Origin of the sequence: Odoribacter sp. N15.MGS-14 (assembly GCF_000980245.1) — a bacterium.
GTDB lineage: Bacteria > Bacteroidota > Bacteroidia > Bacteroidales > Marinifilaceae > Odoribacter > Odoribacter splanchnicus.
Genome location: NZ_LARE01000008.1, coordinates 1 through 18,416, shown reverse-complemented (window position 1 = coordinate 18,416; position 18,416 = coordinate 1). Strand labels below are relative to the sequence as shown.

The window sequence follows — 18,416 nt, the reverse complement described above, 5'->3', positions numbered from 1 at the left end:
CGATAAAGATTAAAATCATGGAGAAACTAAATATAAAAGAGTTCCTGGATCAGGACGAAAAGAAAGATCTGTTGAGATTATTGACAGCCGGATCGGTAGATGATGGCAAATCGACCCTGATCGGTCGTTTGCTTTTCGATAGTAAAAAATTATACGAAGATCAGCTGGATGCCCTCGAAAGAGATACCAAACGTTACGGTAATGCAGGAGACGATATCGATTATGCCCTCCTACTCGACGGCCTGAAGGCTGAACGTGAACAAGGTATAACGATAGACGTGGCTTACCGTTATTTTTCTACGAACAAGCGGAAATTCATCATTGCCGACACTCCGGGACACGAACAGTATACCCGTAACATGATTACAGGAGGTTCGACGGCCAATCTGGCCATCATTCTGGTAGACGCCCGCTCAGGCGTTATCACCCAAACACGCCGGCATACTTATTTAGTTTCCTTGCTGGGAATCAAACATGTTGTTCTGGCTGTGAATAAAATGGACCTCGTTGGATACGACCGACAGGTATTCGACCGGATCGTAACGGAATACCGTCAGTTTGCAGAACCCCTGGGAATACCCGACATTACCTGTATCCCACTCTCGGCATTAAAAGGAGATAATGTCGTAGAAGCATCGGAGAATATGTCGTGGTATACCGGAAAACCATTACTGGAATATCTGGAAACGGTACATATAGGAAGCGATAAAAACTTTGCAGATCTCCGTTATCCCGTACAATATGTCATGCGTCCCAACCTCGACTTCCGGGGATTCAGCAGTACGGTTGCTTCAGGTATCATTCGTAAAGGAGATGAAGTGGTCGCACTGCCTTCTATGAAGCGTTCACGGGTCAAATCGATCGTCACTTACGACGGAGAACTGGATTTCGCTTTTCCGCCGCAGGCCATAACGGTGACCCTCGAAGACGAAATCGATATCTCCCGGGGAGAAATGCTCGTACATCCGGACAATCTCCCGATTATTTCCCGTAATTTCGAAGCCATGCTGGTATGGATGGATGAGAAGAAAATGGATCCGGAAGAACAATTCTTTATTAAACATACTACGAATCTGACCCGGGCCAAGATCGATAAAATCCGGTATAAAGTAAATGTGAATACTTTAGAACAATCTGCCGCAGACGCCTTGGAATTGAATGAAATTGCACGTGTCATTTTCACGACAGGTAAACCTTTATTTTTCGATCCTTATCCCCAAAATAAAAACACAGGCGCTTTTATTCTGATCGATCCGATTACCAACAATACCTGTGCTGTCGGTATGATTATCGATAAAGTCGAAAGGAAAGACATGCAGGAATTGGAAATTCCGGAAATCAATCTTTCGAAACTGGGCATCGGCAGCGAACACTTTACAGCCATCGAAAAAGTGGCCAAGGAACTCGACCGTCAAGGGATTACGGTGAAAATAATTCAATAAATAAATCAGTTAGGCGATATAAAAGAGCATATATTTTATCGAAATGGGTGTACTAGAATTTCAAAAACTTCCGGTAAATACTTTGGTGGGTGCAGACTGGAAAACTTTTAAAGGAATCACACAAAGACAAACGATCGGGAAAGGATATAAAACGAAATATCAATTGACCAAAGCCATCTGTCGGTTATTGAGTTGCCTGAAACCGATACAGGACCGGAGATACGACAAACGCCTGAAAAATCAGGCGATCAACATGGAGCCGGTTTTTATTTTAGGGCACTGGCGTAGTGGTACCACCTTTGTACACAATGTATTGGCTCATGATAAACATTTCGGTTATACGACGACCTATCAAACTGTTTTTCCCCATATGATGATGTGGGGACAGCCGATGTTTAAGAAAACGATGGCTTGGTTAATGCCGGACAAACGCCCTACCGATAACATGGAGCTCAACGTCGACTTGCCTCAGGAGGAAGAGTTTGCCTTATCCAATATGATGCCTTGCTCCTATTATGATTTCTGGTTTTTGCCTCAGAATATGCTGGAATATTGTGATCGGTTTCTGACCATGAAAACAGCTACTCCCGAAGAACACCGGATGTTCAGGGAGACATTTTTGAAACTGATCAAAATCTCTCTCTGGAATACCCAGGGTAGCCAATTTCTCAGTAAAAATCCCCCGCATACCGGCAAGGTGAAAGAAATCCTGGAAATGTTCCCCAATGCCAAATTTATCTATTTGATGCGGAATCCTTATACGGTATTCGAATCTACCCGGAGTTTTTTCACGAATACCATTATCCCTTTGCAATTGCAGAAAATTTCTCCGGAGGAGCTGGAAAAAAACATCCTCGAAGTATATACCCGTTTGTATCGGAAATATGAAGAAGATAAAAAGCTGATCCCGGCAGGTAATCTGATCGAAATAAAATTCGAAGATTTCGAGGCGGATGCTCTGGCGATGACCGAAAAGATTTACCGGACACTTGCCATTCCGGGTTTTGAAGCCGCCAAAGCAGACATTGCGGCTTATTTAGACAAGAAAAAAGGCTACAAGAAAAACGCTTATAAATACGAAACCCGAACCGTCGAATTAGTCGAAAAACATTGGGATTATGCCTTGAAACAATGGGACTATAAACTGGAATAAAAAGAAAGGTTGTCCATTAAAGTACTTGACTTTATGGACAACCATTTATTTACCAGTTAAAAGATAACCCGACTTTAATCCCGAGATCCTGAAGCGTGGGTAAGCCACTGGCTTTTACACTGTAGCGGTATTGTGCCCCCACATTCAATCCGACCGATTCGGAGAAAGGTACCACTACTCCGACTTCAGGGGCAAAAGCGAACTGCCAGCCTTTTTCTTTAGCCAGCAGGTCTCCCACTTCCAGCCGCATTTCAGCCCAGTTGGTTCCGATACCGATACCGGCATATGGTAGCAGGACAGCATCTCCATCCGTAAAAAAATAACGGACACTGGCCATCAGGGGTACAACGTTCAGGTATCTGAACTGGTCCCCGGAGATGGTCACTTTCTCCCCGTTCATGGTAAAATGACCGGTTGCATAATCCAGATGCTTATACAAAGTATTCCATCCCAGGCTGGCACCGACCGCCAGACGCTCGCTCAGGAAATAGTGATAATCCATGGAAAACCCACGAAAACTCATTTTAGAGATAAAATCATGCTGATCGCCCAAAGGTAAGGACATCTGATAATTTAGATTCAGCATCTGAGCCTGTGCCCGGCTTCCAACACCCAGGCCGAACACAACCAATAGTATCATTATAATCTTTTTCATCGCTTTCTTTATTTAGTCGTTTTCAGATAAGGGGATTGAATAAAACACTGGTTGATATTTTTCTCCAGGCGTTCGGCAAGATAGTTCTGATTTCCGGCCAGGATACCATCGACCATCCCTGTCCACAATACCGGTACCCGTTTGGTTTCTTTATCGGCCTTTTTCGCATCCAGCATATCGATAACCACCGTACCTTTGTCATAAGCATAATAATATCCTCCGCTATACCAGGGATACCAAGGATACCAACCACCCCAGACTCCTCCCCAGCCGAACCAATCCCAACCGGGATACCAGCCCCAATAGTTTCCCCAGGAATTGTAGCTGAAAGTCGGAGTTGCAAAAGCAGTTACCGTTACGACAAAATCAGGCGTCTGAGCTTCAGCTTCCTCGTCTGTCAGCAGCTGGTAATTATACGCTTCGAAATTTTGCTTTACCAGAGAAAGTATCTCCTCCTTCAATTCGTTAGCCAATCCCGTCGCATTAGAATCTCCCTGTACATACACGACAGAATCCGGAATAACGAATGTTTTTAAAGTAGAAAAATCCGCTTCTTCATCATAATGAGTCAAAGCAATGTCCTTTTCATGGACATAATCCGGTCCTTCCGGATAACAAGAGGCCATGCACAGCACCACGAGGACGCATACCCCGAAAATAAATAATCTTTTCATACTTAAATTGTTTTTAATGGAACACTAATTTTTATTTTCCCGTAAAAAAATTATCAACTTTTATGCCATGTTTTTTTAATGGATGTAAAAAGAAATCATATTGTGCAAATCACTCCTCAGACAATCATATTCGTCACCCGGTTGACCGTTACCAGTGTTCCGTATTCGTCCCGTATTTCGACCTGAACGACGTGGGTACGTTTCCCCTGATGGATAAAAGTACCCTTAGCGACGACATATCCTCCTTGTGCCTGTTTCATATGGTTTCCATTCACCTCGATACCGAATACGTGGAAACGGTTTTCGGGCGGAACCGACATAGAACTCAAAGCTCCTCCGACCGTCTCGGCCAAAGCCATATTAGCACCACCGTGTAAAGCTCCGTCCGGACGACAGGTACGCCGGTCGATAGGCATCCTGGCTTCCAGCCATCCTTCCCCGGCCGCAGTAAATACCATACCCAAATTGTCAACCAGCGTATCCCGGCACAGCTCATTCAATTGTTTTAAAACCTCTTCCATAAAAACACCGAATTATTTTTTTCATGATTCATATTCCTTTTTCCGTTTCGGATTCATCGGAAACCATCCCTTCTTTACCCTTCCTTTTTGTTCGAAGATCTCCAGGATCGTCCAAAAAGAAGAAAAGGCGAAAACCCCCAATAAAGACGACCACAAGACTTGCCGGACATACAAAGCAGCAATGATACCTAAAATACCGAAAATCAAGAACATCCACCAACAACGCGTTCCGAAATAATATTCACATTTGATCACTACCGGATGAAACAAGCCTATGATTAAAAAAGTACTGATTCCGATCACAAGTCCGGTTAAATTATAAGAATCGATAAACTCCATCATGACAGATTAAATAAGTTTTAAAATGGTTTTTCATTCATCTTCCAAAGATAAAGCTTTCTCATCAAAAACAGTTCTTCTTCGGACATAGAAACCTTCTTTTTCTTCTTTTTCCGGGTCCATATTATTTTTCGTATTGTACTGGCTTGCAATTTATTTCAGTAGCCGTAACATTTGTTCTATTTCTATGGCTAAAACAGAATCACATTATTGAATAAAAAATATCGGAATTCAGCAAAAAATCGCTACTTTTGTAATATAGCATTAAAATCCCAAGATATCATGACATCGCTAAAAGAAGGAGATAAAGCGCCTTTTTTCAAAGGCATAAACCAGGATGGTAAAGAAATCACCTCAGAAGATTTCAAAGGTAAAAAATTAGTCCTTTATTTTTATCCGAAGGATAACACTTCCGGATGTACGGCCGAAGCTTGCAGCCTGAACGACAATTATGACACGCTGACTGCACAAGGATATGAAGTGGTCGGGATTAGCCCGGACTCCGCCGGTTCACACCAAAAGTTCATCGCCAAATACAATTTAGCTTTCAATCTGATAGCCGATACGGATAAAAAAATCTTAGAAGACTATGGAGTATGGGCTGAAAAATCCATGTACGGACGAAAATATATGGGCGTCCTTCGGACCACTTTTATCATCGATGAGCAAGGAATCATCGAAAGAGTCATCACTAAGGTAAATACCAAAAATGCAGCAGAACAGATATTAAAGAAATGAATCAAAATTCAACTCAGAAACTTAGAAACTCAGAAACTTAGTAACTAAACAAATATTATGGCATTAAAAGAAACGAATCTTGAAAAACTGAAAGCGCTCCAACTGACTCTCGACAAGATTGAAAAAAACTTCGGAAAAGGAAGTATCATGAAGCTTGGCGACAATCAGGTAGAGAACATTCCGGTAATTCCTTCGGGTTCCATTGCACTCGATAAAGCATTAGGTGTTGGTGGATATCCCAAAGGCCGGGTCATCGAAATTTACGGACCGGAATCTTCCGGTAAAACGACATTAGCTATTCATGCTATTGCCGAAGCCCAAAAACAGGGAGGTATAGCGGCAATCATCGATGCCGAACATGCTTTCGACCGTTCTTATGCGGAGAAATTAGGTGTAGACGTCGAAAATTTGTTTATTTCACAGCCGGATAACGGTGAACAAGCCCTGGAAATTGCAGATCAGCTGATCCGCTCGGCAGCCATAGATATCATCGTGATCGACTCTGTCGCTGCTCTGACCCCTAAAGCCGAGATAGAAGGTAACATGGGAGACAGTGTCATGGGCTTACAGGCCCGCCTGATGTCACAGGCATTACGCAAACTGACCAGCACGATCAGTAAAACCAATACTTGTTGTATTTTTATCAACCAGTTGCGGGATAAGATCGGAGTGATGTTCGGAAATCCCGAAACCACGACCGGTGGAAATGCCCTGAAATTCTATTCTTCCGTACGTTTGGATATTCGTAAAATCGGCCCGATCAAAGACGGCGAAGAAATTCTGGGCAACCATACCCGGGTGAAAGTCGTGAAAAACAAAGTTGCGCCTCCATTCCGGAAAGCAGAATTCGACATCATGTACGGTGAAGGCATCTCTCTCTCCGGAGAAATTGTCGATCTGGGGGTAGAGTGTAACGTAATCAAAAAAAGCGGTAGCTGGTTCTCGTATGGTGAAAACAAACTGGGCCAAGGACGGGAAACGGTGAAACAATTGATCATGGACAATCCGGAACTGGCTGAAGAGCTGAAACAAAAAATTGTCGCCACCTTCAATGGCAAAACAGATGAACCGGAATTAGCGGAATCTGCAAATGAAGAGACAGACAATTAAGCGTGTGTGCCGGTCGGATTACTAAAGTTATAGAAGTTACAAGGGTTACAGAGGTTACAAGAGTTATGAAAACGAATGACCGCTGTAGCCCTGAAAAAAGGGCGCGTAGGGTGTGCAATGACTTTATAAACAAAATCAAGATCGGTCCTTGTATATTTCATTATTTATAACTATGAAAAAATCGATCATTCCATCACTTATTTTATTGTCTTGTATGGCTTGTCATGTACCAAACGACAATTCTCAAAATCAAAAAGGGTATACTCCCCCCGCAATAAAACTTTCCTCCGACGTCATGACTCCTGAAGTACTTTGGTCTTTCGGAAGAATCGGAAACGTTAGCGTATCGCCGGACGGTAGTAAAGCCGTATACGATATTACTTATTTCAATAAAGAAGAAGACCGGGGGTATAGCGATTTATACCTGATGAATCTGCCGGAGGGCCAAACCACCCGTCTCACCGATACCGACTACAACGAATCGGACGCGGGATGGACACCGGATGGTAAATTCATTACTTACCTGGCCAAAGGGCAGCTTTGGGAAATGAATCCCGACGGCAGTAATCCCCGCCAGGTAACCGATATACCGGACGGAATCAACGGATACGTCTATGCACCCGATATGTCTAAGATCGTTTATCTGAAAGATGTACAGCTCGAACCCACGGTACAGGACCTGTATCCTGATCTTCCCAAAGCGAAAGCCCGCATCGTCGACGATCAATTTTACCGCCATTGGAACGATTGGGTAGATGCTTACACCCATCTTTTTATAGCCGATTACGTGCCGGCACAACCGATTACTACCGGAAAAGACATCATGGAAGGTGAACGTTGGGAATCTCCGGTACGTCCCTGGGGAGGTGTAGAACAATTGGCCTGGACGAAAGACGGGAAAAAACTAATTTATACCTGTCGCAAAAAGATCGGTATCGACTATGCCGAATCTACGAATACCGATCTGTATGCCTATAATACGGAGAACGGGGAAACTGTCAACCTGACTGAAGGCATGATGGGATATGACAAGAATCCGGTCATCTCTCCCAATGGCCGGTACATGGCTTGGGAAAGTATGGAACGGGAAGGCTATGAAGCGGATAAAATCCGTCTCTATGTCATGGATCTGACCACCGGAGAAAAAAATGATTTCAGCGAAGGTTTCGACCAGAACGCAGAAGGCCTGAAATGGGGAGACGATAATACCATCTGGTTTATCTCCGACTGGCATGCTACCGATGAAATTTATTCTCTGGATATTCCGACCGGAAGAATCACCAAACATACCGATGGAGTTCACAATTATACTTCCGTGATTCCGACCGGAAAAATGTTACTTGCCACCAAAGTGTCTATGAGTAAACCGGCCGAAATCTACAAAGTGGATCCGGCTACAGGCAAAGACGAGGAATTATCATTTGTCAATAAACCTATTCTGGACCAATTGACTATGGGAAAAGTAGAAAAACGGTGGATCAAAACAACGGATAATAAAGACATGTTGGTATGGATGATATATCCTCCGCATTTCGATCCTAATCAGAAATATCCGGCCATCCTGTATTGTGAAGGCGGTCCTCAGAGTACAGTCAGTCAATTCTGGAGTTATCGCTGGAACTTCCAGCAGATGGCTGCGAACGGTTATATTATTGTAGCTCCCAACCGTCGTGGTCTGCCGGGATTCGGCCAGGAATGGCTGGAACAAATCAGCGGGGATTATTCCGGTCAGAACATCAAGGATTACCTTTCCGCTATCGACGAAGCTAAAAAAGAACCTTATATCGATGAAAACCGGCTCGGATGTGTAGGGGCCTCTTACGGGGGATATTCGGTATATTATTTAGCCGGCCATCACGATAAACGTTTCAAAGCATTTATTGCACACTGTGGGATTTTCGACTTAAAGATGCAATACAATACGACCGAGGAAATGTGGTTCGCCAACTGGGATATGGGTGGTGCTCCCTGGGAAAAGGATAACAAAACAGCTCAGCGTACCTTCGCCAATTCGCCGGATTTGTTCGTCGGTAATTGGGATACTCCTATTTTAGTCATCCATGGTCAGAAAGATTTCCGGATCGACGTATCTCAAGGAATGGCGGCTTTCAATGCTGCACGCATGCGCGGAGTTCCGGCTCAATTCCTCTATTTCCCCAACGAATGTCACTGGGTAACCGGCTGTCAGGACGGCATTCTCTGGCAGCGGACCTTTAAAGCATGGCTGGATAAATGGCTGAAGTAAAAATAATCAATCTGAAGAGGCTATCAACCGGAAGATTTTCGGCCAAGTAGCCTCTTCGGCTAACAACCGAACCGATGAAAACACCGTTCTTTTTTCCATTTTTCTTCTTGCTGTTATCTGCCTGTCAGTCCTCTACCCCCATTTCCACTTCCATAGAACAAGGCTATCCAGTCACCCGCACCGACCTGAATCAGCCAATGGATTCCGCTGCTCTCACGCTTTCCGAGTTCGGGGAAAACCTTAGATTGGTAACGCTTGAAACCATCGATTCCAGTTTGTTCGGTTCTGCCCTATACGCAGTCGGTAGCCGGTATATCGTCGTTGCTTCCGAAGGAATTCTCTTATTCGATAAAGCTCTATTGATCGGAGAATTGAACAGAAATATAATAAACCATTAAATATAGAGAAAATATGAGAAGAATAACTTTCTTATTAGCTACCCTCCTCCTTCTAGGAGCCTGCAAAGAAGCTAAAAAAGCTTCCGATCGGACCGCCTCCCCCTATCAGGAATTAGCAGATCAATATGCTGAATTTCCCCTGACTACCGATTTGAGTAAACTAACGGAAAAAGAAAAGCAAATGCTCCCTCTGCTTATCGAAGCTGCCGATCAGATGGAAGCGATCTACTGGCAGACAGCCTACGGAGATAAAGAACAACTTTTCGAGGGTATTACAGACCCTGCCCTGCTCAAATACCTTTCCATCAACTACGGTCCCTGGGATAGGCTCGACGCCAACCGGCCCTTTCTCGAAACTGCCGGTCCTAAACCTCTCGGTGCCAATTTCTACCCTCAGGATATGACCAAATCAGAATTCGAAGCTCTTCAGGACCCGCGTAAAAACGACTGGTACAGCATCGTTCGCAGGGATGATAAAGGAGCATTGAAAGTAATCCCTTACCACGAAGCTTATCCCGAACAAATCAGAAAAGCCGCTTCTCTTTTAAAACAGGCAGCGCAGCTAGCTGAAGACGAAGGTCTGCGCAACTATCTGACTCTCCGTTCCGAAGCCTTGCTGACCGATGATTATCTGAAAAGTGACCTGGCGTGGATGGATATGAAAGACAATACGTTAGACATTGTTATCGGTCCTATCGAAACCTATGAAGACGCTCTGTTCGGATACAAAGCCTCTCACTCGGGACAGATCCTGGTAAAAGATAAAGATTGGAGTAAAAAACTCTCTTTATATGCCCAATATCTTCCTAAACTACAGGAGAATCTCCCTGTACCCGCAGCTTACAAAAAAGAGAAAGCCAACGCAAATCCGGATATGAACGCTTACGACGTCATTTATTATGCCGGTGATTGCAATGCCGGTAGTAAAAATATCGCCATAAACCTACCTAACGATCCCCGTGTACATGCAGCCAAAGGAAGCCGGAAACTGCAACTAAAAAATTCCATGCAAGCCAAATTCGACAAAATGGTAGTGCCTATCGCCCGACTCGTCATCGACCCGGAACAACAAAAACACATTCGTTTCGACGCTTTTTTTGAAAATACGATGTTTCATGAAGTAGCCCATGGCCTCGGCGTAAAGTATACCTTGCAAGGCAACCAGGATGTCCGGGGTGCTCTAAAGGATAATTATACTTCTATCGAAGAAGGAAAGGCAGATATCCTGGGGTTATTCTGCATCACCAAACTCGCGGAGTGGGGAGTGATACAGAATAAAGACCTGATGGATAACTATGTAACCTTTATCGCCGGTATTTTCCGTTCCTGCCGTTTCGGCGCTGCCAGTGCCCATGGAAAAGCCAATATGATGCAATTTGCCCATTTTATTGAAAGCGGGGCTATTACCCGGGATGCAGACAAGGGATACTATACGATAGATTTTGAAAAAATGAAAAAAGACATCGAAATCATCGCCGGTGAATACATCACCCTCGAAGGAGACGGCGACTACGACAAAGCCAGCCAGCTAATTGCAGCCAAAGGAATAGTTTCCCCTATCCTTCAAAAAGATCTGGATCGTATTGCCCAGGCAGGCATACCCAAAGATATTTATTTCCAGCAAGGGCTTCAGACACTCGGCCTGTAAGGCAGTTTGTAAAGTCACTCCCTTTGTCGCTGAAAATTTATTAAGTTTATAGTTCCCTGCAAGATTCCCCTTTCGTGGAACTTCCGACCGGTCGCCCCTGCAACTGTAAAAAGTGTTGCAGGGGCGATTTTATAAGCGAAATAGCGATCAGAAAGAACACAAACTTTTCCTTTCCGAACGATTTCCCTGGTATAAAAAAACTTCCAGTGTATTTATTTGTTACATTCTTAACAAATAAACTAGATATTTTTAGGAAAATTATGACTTTCTTGGCAAATTTTATTATTTTTGAAAGCGTGAATGAACAATAACCACTACTAACTAAATTTACATTTGTATATGAAGAAATTCAATCTCTTCCTTATCTTTTTTATGACCACAAGTAGGCTGGTACTTGGACAAATGGATATTAATGCGGTAAACAAACCCGTCGAACTCTTAAATTCAGCCAATGAAGACATTGAAAACGGTAATTATACCGATGCCGTACAGAAACTCTTGGCAGCCATTCGTTTAGAGCCCAAAATCCGGGAAATGTATTTGTCCCTGAACACAGCCTGTTCCCATACCAATCAAATCTCCATCTTAAAACAGTATTTAATTAAAGCTAAAGCTATATTCGAAGAAGACGATGAAATCTGTTATTATCTAGGTAACATTTATCAAAACGAAAACAATTTTCAAAAAGCGATCGCTGAATATAGCCTGGCTATCAAATATGCTCAGAAAAACGGAGAAGATTTCGGATTGGTCTATGCTTACTACCAAAACAGAGCCAGTTGTTATCTGAAAATCAACGAATGTAGTAAATCTATCCCGGATTTCACTTATGCCTTAAAATTGAATCCTGATAACGGGGCTATTTATGCAAACCGGGGCATAGCTTATTATAAAACAGGAAAGAAAACAGAAGCCTGTAAAGACTGGCGAAAGGCCCAAAGCTTAGGGATTCAGAGTGCCGGAACTTACGTACGCCGGTATTGCAGATAAGCAACATCCCCCCGACGGTAAAACAAAACCCTCTCATCGGTAAACTTTCGATTTTATACAGACCGATCAGAGGGTTTCTTTTTCATTTATCGTCTTACCGTTGTTTCAATGAAGCAGCACCCGAAACGTGAGAGGTCACCTTGGGATTGCCCGAATAACTGACATGAGCAGCTCCCGAAGCTTCTACTTCGAGCGTTTCGGTTACATTTACCGACGCATTTGAAGCCCCTGAAGTAGCCAAAGCCAGATTTTTCAAAACCAAATTTTCCAGATTCGCTTTCGACGCCCCCGATAATTCGATCTCCCCGCTGTCTGCCTCTCCTGTCAAGGCCAGCTTTGCAGCCCCGCTAATTTCTACCTCAACCTCAGGAACCTCAACATTCAACTGTAGTTGTGAAGCCCCTGACAAATCGATCTTTCCGATCTTTACCACCTTGAAATTACCATCCCAAACAGCCGTAGCTGCTCCGCTCAAGTCAAATTTTACCGTTTGAGCCGTAAAATCACCCGTTCCTTTCAATTTACATGCCCCACTAAGCAGAACTTCTTCCAGGGAGGAACAGACGATTTCAGCTGTAAATTTTTCATTTTTAGCATGTTTCTTAATCCGGCCTTTAAAGCCAACCTTTACCGTTCCTCCCCAATTTTCAAACACCAGATTATCTTCATAATGAGACGGAATACTCAATGTGACACCTGTATCCTCTCCTTGCCGGATTGTAATATCGAATGCCCCGGAAATATCCAATCCCGTAACCCGCTCTCCCTGGAAACGGGAAATTTTCACTTGTTCCTGGGCTACGCCCATACCGATCGTCCCCCAGCATACGAATAAAAAGAATAAAATTTTACGCATAGTTTTCTATTTAAATGGTTAGTCCAAAACTTCGCATCAAAGGCATCCCAAAAGTCTGTTCAATTTCCTGCCCCTAATCTCTAAGACGATTGAAAACTTATAATATTACAACTCAATCCATTTTTATAATTTTTGCGGGATTTACCCGGGCCGCTTTCCAGGATTGCCAGATTACCGTAAGTATCCCCACGGCCAGCACGATAAAAGCTGCTGCGATAAATATCCAGACAGTCAGTTGTGGCCGGAATACATACTGCATTCTCCATTGTTCGATCAGGTATAACGCCATCGGTAATCCGATCGCCAACGCGATAGCGATCCACTTGATAAAGCGGATACACAACAATCCGACAACTTGTCTTTGTGTAGCCCCATTGATCTTACGTAAACCGATTTCCTTCATCTGGCTTTCCACCGAATACCAGGCTAAACCGAATAATCCCAAAGCAGTCAGGAACAAACTGATCCATGAAAAAAGTACGACCATTTGCAACACCCTCTGCTCCTCTTGGTGCAGATCCTCATACATTCCGGCCATAGTCCGAAATTTTAATCCTTCCTCATCTCCCGAAATTTTTTTCCATAACTCCTTTATTTTTTGAATAGCCACCGACATACTTCCTTCCTTTATCTTTACCAAAGTGTTGTATGAAGTGGAATTATATTCGATTAAAAGGGGTTGAATCTGTCGACTCAGGTTATCGATAACAAAATCCTCGACAACCCCGACAATTAAATGCTCACCATTACATACCAACCGATAATTCACCGGTTCCTGAATCGCCATTTTTTTTACAAATGCTTCGTTCACCAATACAGCATCGTTAGGCGCCGAGGGAGAGAATCCTTTTCCCTTCACTAATTTCAGTCCGAAAAACGGTAGAAAACGCTCATCTCCCCCCATAATCATCGCACTTATTCCTCTGGCAGAGAAAGCCCCGTAACTCAATATATCGCTGGAAGTATAATCTTCAACTTCAGGAATCACCTGCAACTGTCCGGTAAATTGTTTCCATTGTCCGCCCTCCGGATGGTTTGCATATAAACTCAGGATCCGGTCACTATCCGGACGGACATGTCCCACGTAATCCATTTGTTGTGCGATTCCCAACACCATAACAACCAATACGACCGAAATAACGAATTGTGCCACCACCATTCCCGTAACCAATTTAGGACGTTGCACCAATCCGGTTTTCATCATATCGTTCAGTGAATTTTTGCCGATCCTTGAAAAAATATACAAAGAAGGTCCCAAAATAACTATAACCAGTAAAATCAACATCAATCCTCCCGAAATCCCTTCTACCAAATCGCTCAAAACCAGGTCTGCTTTCATAAATCGATTGAAAGCGGGCAAGCACCCCTTGATCAGTAAAACAGCGATAACCAAAGCAATAGCGGCCTGTATCGAAGTTTCTGCTATCAATTGGCCACGTATTTCCTGTCCGGTCGCTCCGAAAATCATTTGCTGGTTGGTATTTTTAAGGCGTTGCAATGATTTCGTCATACTGATGTTGATATAGTTGAAGCAAGCAATCACCAGAATAGCGATAGCGATACTTCCGGCTAAATACAGGGCAACCCGATCGCGCGATTTAATAAAACCGATTTGCTGATCACCCGAAAAATACACCTGACTCAACGGTCTTAACTGTTGTTTTCCCTGAATATCGTATTGTTTCCGATAGGTCTCGTCCTGATTCAGTTTTTTTTCCAGTTTATCTTTCCGGCCCTCTTTCCCCAGTTTCAGGAAGCTATAATAGCTATTCATCCAGGATACACGGGTAAGTGCATAATCGGATTCCGGTAAATGGATCAATAAATCATATTGCAGATAACTTTTGCTTTTGTCGTCCACAATCGCTTTTACCATATAGACCTTTTCTTCCTCCACATTTTGTAATCGTCCATCTTTGAGGTACTGGCTATAGCCCACTAACAACAACGTCTCTCCTAAAATATTTTCGCGTCCGAAATTCTTCCGGGCAAAAGAGCGGGTAACAGCTACACCCGAAGGATCCCGTAAAGTCTCTTTCAGATCTCCAGCCAAAAGTTCAGGCTGAAACAAATCGGCGAAATTAGGGGTAACTGCATAAATAGCAGCATAAGGTATTGTTTCACCACTATTCTTTTTAATCTGTTTGTGATCGTCATGGCACACACAGATATCTTCGACTTCCGGGAAAGAACGCTGAATAGCGACGGCACGCCCTCCATTAAGGGTATGGTTGGCCATAACCTCTTCATTACTATAATATACGTTCTGCTCTTGTAATAAATACCATTGCCCTCCTCCTTTCACCACATGAGCTATATTATACTCGTTAGCTACAAAACCAATCAATAAAACACTACATGTCAAGCCAATAATCAAGCTCAACATCGAAATTACAAAATAAATTTTATTTCTCGCCCAGGAACGAAAAATCATTTTTAATGAAATAGAAAACATAAAAAATTCATATCTTTTTAACCGGATAATAACCAATTATATGCCAATTTATTAATCAACTGTTAATCAAATAGATAATCCCGGTTTCTATTTTGAATATGTAAAAAAACGAGACAACAATGTAAAAAAAATAGACAATCCGATTCAAGAGTAAAATAATTAATACATTGAATATAAACGACTTAATTATTTGGCACAATAATAGTATAGAGAAATACAAAATTCAATCTTCAATCTTATGATAAAAATAGAAAATTTAAGTAAAGTGTTCCGCACGGAAGAAGTGGAGACTACTGCATTAAATAACGTCTCGCTGGAAGTAAAAAAAGGAGAATTCGTAGCGATCATGGGTCCTTCCGGTTGTGGTAAATCTACCTTACTGAATATCATCGGCCTGCTGGATAATCCGACAGACGGGAAGTATTATTTCGACGGCGAAGAGGTAGGACACCTAAAAGAGAAACAGCGTACTCAGGTACGTAAAGGAAATATCGGTTTCGTATTCCAGAGTTTCAATCTGATCGACGAACTGAATGTATATGAAAACGTCGAACTGCCTTTGATCTATCTGAAGAAGAAAGCCAGTGAAAAGAAAGAGATTGTATCCCATATTCTCGACCGGATGAACATCAGCCACCGGGCCAAGCACTTTCCGCAGCAATTATCCGGCGGACAGCAACAACGTGTAGCCATTGCCCGTGCCGTAGTAGCAAGTCCCAAATTAATCCTGGCCGACGAACCGACGGGTAACCTGGATTCACGTAACGGTACGGAAGTGATGAACCTACTGACCGAATTGAATCAGGAAGGTACGACCATCATAATGGTGACTCACTCCCAGCACGATGCCTCCTATGCTCATCGGGTAATCAATCTTTTCGACGGGCAGATCGTCACCGAAACTTGTGGTGTGAAAGATTAAAGCAACGGACCTTTCTATAAACAACCTCCGGGAGAACAGGAAAAACTTCCGGAGTTCATTATCTTTATTCTTTTAGGGAAGTCAGGCCGGTCGATAATTATTATATTTGCATAGTTATAATTTTCCATATGACAAAACAAGGTACCATCCTCATTGTTGACGACAATAAAGGTGTATTGGCAGCCATCGATATGCTGCTCAGCGGCACTTTTAAAAAAGTGATCACCATCAGTAATCCCAACCGGATTCCTGCGATGCTGGAAACGGAAAATATCGATGTCGTATTGTTGGACATGAATTTTTCCAGTGGTATAAATAATGGAAACGAAGGTATTTTCTGGCTGGGAGAAATACGGAAAATAAGCAACGATCTACCGGTCGTCCTATTTACAGCTTATGCAGACATCGAACTGGCCGTAAAAACAGTGAAAGAAGGGGCTACCGACTTTGTCGTCAAACCCTGGGATAATGCCAAACTGATAGCGACCCTTTTGTCTGCCTACCGCTTACGCCAATCCCAGACAGAAGTAAAACAACTCCGGGAAAAGGAAGTCGAACTAAAAAAACAACTGACTTCGGGCGAAGAGTTGATCTGGGGCGATTCTCCGGTCATGCAACAACTACATCGGCTGATCGAGAAAGTAGCTTCTACGGATGCCAATATTCTGATCACCGGCGAAAACGGTACAGGCAAGGAAATGATTGCCAAGGAACTGCACAGACTTTCCAAACGGAATAAGGAAGTCATGATTGGTGTAGATATGGGTGCGATCACCGAGACTTTGTTCGAGAGCGAATTGTTCGGTCACGTGAAAGGAGCCTTTACAGACGCCAAGGAAGACCGCGCCGGTAAATTCGAAGCAGCGAACAAAGGTACTTTATTCCTGGACGAAATCGGTAATCTGACCTACTCCCTTCAATCCAAACTACTCGCGGCAATCCAAAGCCGGCAAATCACGCGGATCGGTTCCAATAAACCCATCGACATAGATATCCGTCTGATTTGTGCCACCAACAGTAATCTCCAGGAAATGGTTGCCAAGGGTACTTTCCGCGAAGACTTGCTTTATCGGATCAATACCATTCACATTGAGATCCCTCCTTTAAGGGAAAGAGGTAACGATATCCTCCAGTTAGCCGAATCCTTTCTGCGTAAATACGGATCGAAATATAGTAAAGGGCAACTGTACTTCACCAAAGATACTCAAAGTAAATTGCTGGAATACTCCTGGCCGGGTAATGTCCGGGAATTACAACACGCCATTGAGAAAGCAGTGATTATGTGTGATGAAGAGACATTAAAACCTTGTGATTTTTTCTTCAAGCCCAATAACGAAGTGCCGGCCAATAGTTCCAAAACCCTGGAAGAGATGGAAAAAGAGATGATCTGCAAAGCGATCGAGCACCATCATGGTAATATCTCCGCTATTGCCAGTCAGCTGGGTATCACCCGCCAAACCCTTTATAATAAGATGAAAAAATTCGGACTATAAGATTTCATCGTCATTCCATTGAAAACGCGAACCTTTTAATCTGATCTCCCATGTACCGCATTCTCAGTTCCCTCCTGGCTATCGTCATTCTATCTATCGTTTCCTGGCAAGCTTTCCGGGAAGGAAACTATTTAGGAGGAGCCCTGGCTGCTGCGGGAATCATCGGGCTGACCGGGTTGATATTCTATTTTATCAATACGACCAACCGAAAGTTAACCTATTTTTTCAGTGCTTTGGAAAATGACGATTACACCATACGTTTTGTCGAAAACGAAGGTATGCAATCGGAACGTTTGTTAAACCATATCCTGAACCGGATCAAAAGCATCATACAGAATACCCGGATCGAAATACAGCAGAAAGAACGGTATTATGAGTTGATCTTAAACAGTATCAGCTCGGGAGTGATCGCCTTAGACGATAACGGATTCGTACTTCAATTGAACCGATTTGCCCTAAAACTCATCGATCTGGAAGTTTTCACCCATGTCAGCCAGCTTAGAAAAGTTTCTCCTGTTCTGGTCGAAGCATTTAAAGAAATCCGTCCGGGTGAAAACCGGAGAGTGACTTATACCAACGAACGGGGAAGTATCCAACTGCTGATCACTGCCAGTGGTATCACAGTCAACGGAAAACATACCCGGCTTTTAGTGATCAACGATATCGAAAATGAAATGGACGAGAAAGAAATCGACTCGTGGATCCGGCTGATCCGGGTACTAGCCCATGAAATTATGAACTCGATCGCTCCGATCACTTCATTAAGCGACACTTTAT

At 43.2% G+C, this 18,416-nt stretch carries 16 protein-coding genes and 1 pseudogene; 11 read left to right on the top strand and 6 right to left on the bottom strand.

The window, feature by feature from the left end; translation table 11 throughout:
- The first annotated feature begins 2 nt into the window (after positions 1–2).
- Positions 3–1,442 (top strand): sulfate adenylyltransferase subunit CysN, encoded by a 1,440-nt coding sequence (cysN, locus tag WS34_RS02815; protein WP_390181306.1) that lies wholly within the window; start codon positions 3–5, stop codon positions 1,440–1,442.
- A gap of 43 nt (positions 1,443–1,485) precedes the next feature.
- Positions 1,486–2,595 (top strand): cholesterol-responsive sulfotransferase, encoded by a 1,110-nt coding sequence (locus tag WS34_RS02810; RefSeq protein ID WP_046403042.1) that lies wholly within the window; start codon positions 1,486–1,488, stop codon positions 2,593–2,595.
- 49 nt (positions 2,596–2,644) lie between these two features.
- On the opposite strand, the gene WS34_RS02805 is transcribed toward WS34_RS02810, so the two are convergent.
- The 4 genes from WS34_RS02805 to WS34_RS02790 all read right to left on the bottom strand — a co-directional run bounded on the left by WS34_RS02805 (position 2,645) and on the right by WS34_RS02790 (position 4,784).
- Positions 2,645–3,250, bottom strand: a complete 606-nt coding sequence (locus WS34_RS02805; protein ID WP_013610885.1) for an outer membrane beta-barrel protein — start codon at positions 3,248–3,250, stop codon at positions 2,645–2,647.
- A gap of 8 nt (positions 3,251–3,258) precedes the next feature.
- On the bottom strand, positions 3,259–3,924 hold the full coding sequence (locus WS34_RS02800) for a DUF4136 domain-containing protein (protein ID WP_022161051.1): 666 nt from the start codon (positions 3,922–3,924) through the stop codon (positions 3,259–3,261).
- A gap of 116 nt (positions 3,925–4,040) precedes the next feature.
- The gene (locus WS34_RS02795; RefSeq protein ID WP_013610883.1) at positions 4,041–4,445 is read right to left on the bottom strand and encodes a PaaI family thioesterase; all 405 of its coding nucleotides are present in this window, start codon (positions 4,443–4,445) and stop codon (positions 4,041–4,043) included.
- Positions 4,446–4,466: 21 nt separating this feature from the next.
- Complete coding sequence (locus WS34_RS02790) at positions 4,467–4,784, bottom strand: DUF4491 family protein (protein ID WP_046403075.1); 318 nt, start codon at positions 4,782–4,784, stop codon at positions 4,467–4,469.
- A 282-nt stretch (positions 4,785–5,066) separates the two neighbouring features.
- Between WS34_RS02790 and bcp the strand changes: the two genes are divergently transcribed.
- From bcp to WS34_RS02760, 6 genes are all read left to right on the top strand, one after another.
- Positions 5,067–5,522 (top strand): thioredoxin-dependent thiol peroxidase, encoded by a 456-nt coding sequence (bcp, locus tag WS34_RS02785; protein ID WP_013610881.1) that lies wholly within the window; start codon positions 5,067–5,069, stop codon positions 5,520–5,522.
- Positions 5,523–5,579: 57 nt separating this feature from the next.
- Positions 5,580–6,632: a recombinase RecA gene (gene recA, locus WS34_RS02780; RefSeq protein WP_013610880.1), complete on the top strand. Its 1,053-nt coding sequence runs from the start codon at positions 5,580–5,582 to the stop codon at positions 6,630–6,632.
- Between the two features lie 172 nt (positions 6,633–6,804).
- Positions 6,805–8,877, top strand: a complete 2,073-nt coding sequence (gene dpp5 / locus WS34_RS02775) for a dipeptidyl-peptidase Dpp5 (protein ID WP_046403039.1) — start codon at positions 6,805–6,807, stop codon at positions 8,875–8,877.
- A gap of 74 nt (positions 8,878–8,951) precedes the next feature.
- Positions 8,952–9,275 (top strand): hypothetical protein, encoded by a 324-nt coding sequence (locus WS34_RS02770; protein WP_286693611.1) that lies wholly within the window; start codon positions 8,952–8,954, stop codon positions 9,273–9,275.
- Positions 9,276–9,288: 13 nt separating this feature from the next.
- Positions 9,289–10,923 (top strand): dipeptidyl-peptidase 3 family protein, encoded by a 1,635-nt coding sequence (locus WS34_RS02765; protein WP_046403034.1) that lies wholly within the window; start codon positions 9,289–9,291, stop codon positions 10,921–10,923.
- A gap of 339 nt (positions 10,924–11,262) precedes the next feature.
- Positions 11,263–11,913 carry a tetratricopeptide repeat protein gene (locus WS34_RS02760; RefSeq protein WP_013610876.1) on the top strand — a complete coding sequence of 217 codons (651 nt, stop codon included), beginning with the start codon at positions 11,263–11,265 and terminating at the stop codon, positions 11,911–11,913.
- 94 nt (positions 11,914–12,007) lie between these two features.
- Here the strand turns inward: WS34_RS02760 and WS34_RS15370 are convergent, their stop codons facing one another.
- A complete protein-coding gene (locus WS34_RS15370) occupies positions 12,008–12,769 on the bottom strand; it encodes a GIN domain-containing protein (protein WP_272054010.1) in 762 nt (253 codons plus the stop codon).
- Between the two features lie 112 nt (positions 12,770–12,881).
- A complete protein-coding gene (locus WS34_RS02750; RefSeq protein ID WP_272054008.1) occupies positions 12,882–15,155 on the bottom strand; it encodes an ABC transporter permease in 2,274 nt (757 codons plus the stop codon).
- A 307-nt stretch (positions 15,156–15,462) separates the two neighbouring features.
- Between WS34_RS02750 and WS34_RS02745 the strand changes: the two genes are divergently transcribed.
- From WS34_RS02745 to WS34_RS02735, 3 genes and pseudogenes are all read left to right on the top strand, one after another.
- Positions 15,463–16,146, top strand: a complete 684-nt coding sequence (locus WS34_RS02745) for an ABC transporter ATP-binding protein (protein WP_013610873.1) — start codon at positions 15,463–15,465, stop codon at positions 16,144–16,146.
- Positions 16,147–16,274: 128 nt separating this feature from the next.
- Complete coding sequence (locus WS34_RS02740; RefSeq protein ID WP_046403029.1) at positions 16,275–17,639, top strand: sigma-54-dependent transcriptional regulator; 1,365 nt, start codon at positions 16,275–16,277, stop codon at positions 17,637–17,639.
- Positions 17,640–17,689: 50 nt separating this feature from the next.
- A pseudogene (locus tag WS34_RS02735) lies at positions 17,690–18,416 on the top strand (sensor histidine kinase); the annotation flags it as partial.